Origin of the sequence: Sarcina sp. DSM 11001 (genome assembly GCF_900101015.1) — a bacterium.
Taxonomy (GTDB): Bacteria; Bacillota; Clostridia; order Lachnospirales; family Lachnospiraceae; genus CAG-791.
In genome coordinates, this window is sequence record NZ_FNFZ01000064.1 from 1 (window position 1) to 3,604 (window position 3,604).

The window sequence follows — 3,604 nt, forward strand, 5'->3', positions numbered from 1 at the left end:
TGTTGCTGATACGTTGATTCGTCACTAAACTGATCAAACCATTTGTCGCCACTCTGCTCTTTTAGCTGTCTTTGCAAGATGTGGTTGAACACTGGCACTGGTCATTGACACAGTCAAGGACATCCTGTGATTTATCCCTCCCGCCCCCAAAATCGGGGCGTGAGCATAAAACACAGGATCTTCCTTGACCGTGCCCGCTTCCCGTGCCAACAGGTGATTAAGGGGTGTTACACACCCCTTGTCCATACAGGACGTGGCTTCTACTATTCGGTACCATCTGTTTCTGGAAACGGAAGGAATAATTCATCGTCCATATCATATATCTCCGGCGGATAAAGAGGCGCAAAAGACTCACTGGGCTCCGGAGGGGAGTAGATGTGCATACGTTTCCGCTCCCTCAGCCTGTTGCGGCACTGTATCCTGCGGAAAGCTGTGTCGATGTCATCCAGCCTGTGCCTGGCATCTTCCAGGCTGTCTGAGATGTCCTCAAGGGCGGTTTCCATCTCGTAATAAAGATCTTCGAAAGCAGAGAGTGTGTCCGTGAGGAGGTCATGGAACTCGGAGTATTCATCAATTAAGGCCTTGTTGGCTGACAGGCACTTCTCCGTGGTCATCGCAGATCACCTCCCTTCAGCATCTCGTGCTCAGACACAAAACGCACCATGTGCTCGTCAACAAGCCGCTTCTGCTGCTGGGAAGCATACATCAGGGTCTTCTCGCAGATCCGGTTGATCATTCTCGGGATCCCTGAAGAATCTTTATAGACCTCGTCGAGGGCCCTGTCCGTAAAGATATCCTGGCGCCCTCCGGCGTAACGCATATGGGACTCGATATATTTGTTCGTTTCTGCCCTGTCCAGGTGCCTGAGGACGATGTTCACGTCAATGCGCTGCCTGATCGCGGCATATCTCTGCAGGCGGAGTTTCTGGTCCCAGAGTTCGGTCTGGCCGACAAGGATCAGGGCCATGGGACTCATAGAGTCAAAACGGTAGTTCAGGAGGAACCGGAATTCCTCCAGTGTCTCTTTTTCCAGCAGATGGGCCTCGTCAAGGACACAGACGACTTTTTTATTCCTCCCGCCCCGGAGGATCTCCACTTCCTCCTGGAGCCGGCGCTTCGCGTCCCCGCGGTAAAACCTTGACTCAAGTCCGAGCTGGTCCAGAAGGCCTGAGTAAAACCACCTTGGGGTCAGCTTGGAGTCAGACAGGTACAGGAGGATGTAGTCATCTTTCGGAAGCTCCTGCGCAAAGTCACGGATAAGGGTCGTCTTTCCACATCCCGGATCGCCGGTGACGACAGCAAAGAGCTGGTCTTTCGCCACATAGCGCAGGCGCCCTTTCGCTTCCGATATATGTTCAGGCTGGTAAAGGTATTCAGGCGGAACATTTCTGCCAAACGGGGTGTTCTCCATCTCAAAGAAGGATTCAAACATTGCCATTTGCGAGCACCTCCTTCCCGTAACTGCTGAAGGAGATGGCATCTGCCCGCTGCTGCATGGACTCATTGTATTTCTTTTCCAGTGCGTCAAGGAAACGGGAAGTTTCCGGTTCCACCGGCTGCATGGACGCGGGGAGCGCAGGCTTCTGGTCGCAGTAGGAACTGATCTCGAGGGGCTTTGCCTGAAAAGGGACGATGCCGGGATAATGCACTGTGACGGTTTCGGGAGCCATGGGATCGTAGGCGATCTCGACCGTGAACCCGATCAGGGACGTCTTTGTCTCGTACTTCCTTCCCTGGAAGCTGATGCAGCCACCCTTGTCGACCTTGCGCTTCTCGTGGTACAGGAATGCTTCGGCAACGACACCGGCGTCAAGGTATACCAGGGACCGGCTGTCGCGGTTCCATTCCTGCAAAGGGGATATGCCTTCTTTCGGCACAGGGACCTTCAGACTTTCATAGTACTCCCGGATCCCGTCATGCGGCTTCTTCTGGTAATACTCGTCAAGGAAGATCTCCCAGTAGCGGTTCAGATCTTCCAGCGTGCGAAGCTTCTTGGCTTTCGCCTCCTCCAGAAAGAAGTCTACAGTTTGATGGAACTTTTCGATCTTGCCCTTGGACTTCCCGCTTTCCGGGGGTGCATGCCTGATCCGGATGGACAGCTTTGCCAGGGACAGTTTGAGCTGTTTCGCGACATACTGTTTTCCGCGGTCAAAGTAGCAGGCATCAAAACGGCCATAACGGAGGATGGCATTGCGCATGGTATCCGCGATGGCAGTTTCCTCCTGGTTATCATAAAAACGGGAGAAAAGTATCATCCGGGAATGGTCGTCAATGGCGGAGGACAGGTATGTCTGGATCTTCTTCCCGCCCTTCTTTTCCGGCGGCAGGACAGGACCGTACTTCACATCCCCCTGGATGAGCATCATCCTGTGGGGCTTGCAGAAACGTTTCGACGAGCTTTTCCTTGCGTCGCTGGCCGTCTGAAGGTGCGTGGCACCAAAGCCGGCGTCGAATAAATGGCGCTGCATGGTGGAACGTTTGAGGACACCGGGCTCCGCCCTGCCCTCCAGCTCCAGGATCGTGATGACCTTTTCCACAGAACGGGAAGGGACTTCCCTCCTCAGCTGTTTGGCCTCTTCAACGAGCTCGTCAAAGTTTTCCGGCAGGCGGCCCCTGTTGCGGGGACCTCCGCTTTTGGGTTTCAGGCCTTCAAAGCCTCCTTCCCTGAAGGCTTTTTCATACCGCGAGATCGTTTTGTCAGACAGGCCGTTCTGTTCTGCAGCCTGCCTGCGCAGCTGGATATGCTTCGCGGGGTCAAGTTCCTCATCCAGCAGCGGGGCGATCATCTGGAAACGTTCCAGGGCGGCGTCATCCTGCCAGTTCCGTACAAGATTTCTGTTTGTGTTCATGGTGATTACCTCCTTTGAGGCAATCATACAAAAGCGGGGATAGACATCCGAGGCCAAAGTCGATGAAATGTCATCCGTAAAAAGGCCGCAGGAACCCGCCCGCATTATAAATGATGCGGATGACAGTGCTGAGCCAGGACTGAGGGATCTTTTTCTTTAATACCTCCAGCAGGGAAATTCCGGTCTTCAGCAGATCCCCGCTGAATCGCAGCTCCCGGTGTGCGATCGACTTCACGTAACCCTCGATGTCAAGGCTGTTGGACATCAGCCAGTGTCCCCAGCGCTTAATGCTTTCCGCGGACGGCGCGTTGCCTGCTTCGCCCGGATCCAGGCACCCATCCAGGGAATCACGGATAACGGGCTGTTCGTAATGTTTATAGGGAAGTAGACGATCAGGAAGCATGCGGTGGATGCGCTTGCAGCGCGGATTACTGCATCGGTGACGGGGGATCTCAATCCATTCCTGTCCGCCACCCGAATGGCGGATGCTGCGCATACAGTGATCATGGAACCGGAGCATGCCTTCTTTGCACGTAGGACAAAGATAGTCCCTGCCATCAGGTAAAAACACGTTGCTTTACCTGTTTATACTCTGATACAATGAACATGGTTTTTACCATGGGTTTCAGAGTACAGATCTTTGGTCGGAGGTGTGCTCTGGAACCCTCTTTCTTTTTTGTTAAAAGACAGTATACAAAGCAACTCACAGACAAGCAAGGAGAGCAGTTTTTGGCGGTATCAAATGATCAAAAACA

The 3,604-nt window shown here is 53.5% G+C and carries 4 protein-coding genes; all 4 read right to left on the reverse strand.

The window, feature by feature from the left end:
- Nucleotides 1-263 precede the first annotated feature (263 nt).
- Nucleotides 264-614, reverse strand: coding sequence for a hypothetical protein (locus tag BLT02_RS16580; RefSeq protein WP_092998128.1), 351 nt, complete (start codon nt 612-614; stop codon nt 264-266).
- Nucleotides 611-1,438 (reverse strand): ExeA family protein, encoded by an 828-nt coding sequence (locus BLT02_RS16585; protein WP_347475067.1) that lies wholly within the window; start codon nt 1,436-1,438, stop codon nt 611-613. The genes BLT02_RS16580 and BLT02_RS16585 overlap by 4 nt, the downstream gene beginning before the upstream one ends.
- A complete protein-coding gene (locus tag BLT02_RS16590; protein ID WP_092998131.1) occupies nt 1,425-2,849 on the reverse strand; it encodes a DDE-type integrase/transposase/recombinase in 1,425 nt (474 codons plus the stop codon). The genes BLT02_RS16585 and BLT02_RS16590 overlap by 14 nt, the downstream gene beginning before the upstream one ends.
- A 70-nt stretch (nt 2,850-2,919) precedes the next feature.
- Complete coding sequence (locus BLT02_RS16595) at nt 2,920-3,420, reverse strand: DUF6431 domain-containing protein (RefSeq protein ID WP_139187724.1); 501 nt, start codon at nt 3,418-3,420, stop codon at nt 2,920-2,922.
- Nucleotides 3,421-3,604 lie beyond the last annotated feature (184 nt).

Coding starts and splice junctions, on each gene's coding strand:
- BLT02_RS16580 (WP_092998128.1), bottom strand. CDS start 614: ATGACCACGGAGAAGTGCCTGTCAGCCAACAAGGCCTTAATTGATGAA.
- BLT02_RS16585 (WP_347475067.1), bottom strand. CDS start 1,438: ATGGCAATGTTTGAATCCTTCTTTGAGATGGAGAACACCCCGTTTGGC.
- BLT02_RS16590 (WP_092998131.1), bottom strand. CDS start 2,849: ATGAACACAAACAGAAATCTTGTACGGAACTGGCAGGATGACGCCGCC.